At 70.1% G+C, this 2,030-nt stretch carries 1 protein-coding gene; it reads left to right on the top strand.

Going from position 1 to position 2,030, the window contains the following annotated elements:
* The coding region (locus tag ACTMVF_RS42335) for a condensation domain-containing protein (RefSeq protein ID WP_441276420.1) at positions 1-2,030 on the top strand (2,030 nt) is incomplete at both ends.

Below are 2,030 nucleotides of genomic sequence, written 5' to 3' on the forward strand. Positions count from 1 at the left end.
TGGTCCCCTCAGCCATCGTCACCCTCGACGCCCTCCCCCTCACCCCCAACGGCAAACTCGACCGCAAAGCCCTCCCCGCACCCGACTACACCGCGAAATCGGCGGGCCGGGCTCCGCGCAGCCCCCGCGAGGAAATCCTCTGCGCTCTCTACGCCGAGGTTCTGGGCGTCGACGGAGTCACCATCGACGACAACTTCTTCGAGCTGGGCGGCCACTCCCTCCTCGCCACTCGCCTCGTCAGCCGCATCCGTACGACGCTGAGTGCCGAACTCTCCATCCGGCAGCTCTTCGAGACGCCGACGATCGCCGCACTGTCCGGCGCGCTCGACGAGTCCGGCAGCGTCCGCACCGCGCTCACCGCACGGCCGCGGCCCGAGCGCATCCCCCTCTCCTACGCCCAGCAGCGGCTGTGGTTCCTCCACCAGCTCGAAGGCCCCACCCCCACCTACAACACGGCCACGACGCTCCGCCTCACCGGCGCCCTCGACACGGACGCGCTGCGCACGGCGATCAGTGACGTCGTCGCCCGCCACGAAAGCCTGCGGACCGTCTTCACCGAGGACGAGCAGGGCTCGTACCAGATCGTGGTGCCCGCGGAAGCGGCCGAGACGCCGTTCACGGTCGTCGACGTGACCGAGGAGGAGGTCGGCGACCGGCTGGCCGAAGCCGTCGGTCACTGCTTCGACCTCACCCTTGAACTCCCGGCGCGCACCTGGCTGTTCCGGCTGTCCGAGCAGGAGCACGTCCTGCTGCTGCTCATCCACCACATCGCCAGCGACGCCTGGTCCCGCACACCCCTGGCCCAGGATCTCACCGCCGCCTACGCCGCCCGCGTGCGAAGCGAGGCGCCCACCTGGGCTCCGCTCTCCGTCCAGTACGCCGACTACGCCCTCTGGCAGCAGGGCATCCTCGGCGACGACAGCGACCCGGAGAGCATCGCGGGCAAGCAACTCACGTACTGGAAGGAGCAGTTGGCCGGACTGCCCGAGCAGCTCGACCTGCCCACGGACCGGCCACGCCCCGCCACGTCGGACTACTCGGGTGGCCACATCCCCTTCGCCGTCCCGGCGGAGTTGCACGCGCGGTTGACCAGCCTTGCGCGCGCCACCAACACCAGCACCTTCATGGTGGCCCAGGCCGCGGTCGCGGCTCTCCTCACCCGGCTCGGCGCGGGCGAGGACATCCCCATCGGCACCCCCGTCGCCGGACGCACCGACGACGCCACCGACCACCTCATCGGTCTCTTCATCAACACGCTGGTGCTCCGCACGGACACGGCCGGCAATCCCACCTTCCGTGAGCTCCTCGACCGCGTACGCGATACCGACCTCGCCGCCTACGCCCACCAGGACCTGCCCTTCGAGCGCCTCGTCGAGGCCCTCAACCCGGCTCGTACGCTGGCGCACCACCCCCTCTTCCAGGTCCTGGTCACGTTCAACAACACGGACCACGAAGGGGCGTTGAGCGAGATCGCCCAGCTTCCGGGGCTGGACGTCTCGTATCGGGAGGTCCAGCGGACGACGTCGAAGTTCGACCTGTCCTTCGGGTTCGCGGAGTCGTTCGACGAGACCAGGCAGCCCCAGGGCATCAGCGGCGCGCTGGACTTCAGCACGGATCTCTTCGACCGCGCCTCGGCCCAGGCGATGGCGGACCGCTTCGTCCGCGTCCTGGAGGCCGTGACCGCGGCTCCCGACCAGCGCATCGCCGACATCGAGATCACGAGCGCGGCCGAGCGGGAGCGGGTGCTGGTGGAGTGGAACGGGGCGCGGACCGAGCTTCCCGACACGCCGCTGCACGAGCTGGTGGCCGAGCAGGCCCTACGTACGCCGGACGCGGTCGCGGTGGTGTGCGACGGTGACTCACTGACGTACGCGGAGCTGGACCGGCGCGGCAACCAGCTCGCCCGGCATCTCCTCGAACAGGGCGTGGGCGCCGAGCAGTTCGTAGCCCTGGCTCTGCCCAAGTCGCTCGACGCGATCGTCAGCATGCTCGCCGTCCTCAAGACCGGCGCCGCCTACCTGCCCATCGAC

Source organism: Streptomyces sp. SD31, assembly GCF_052068475.1.
In the GTDB taxonomy this organism is placed as follows: domain Bacteria; phylum Actinomycetota; class Actinomycetes; order Streptomycetales; family Streptomycetaceae; genus Streptomyces.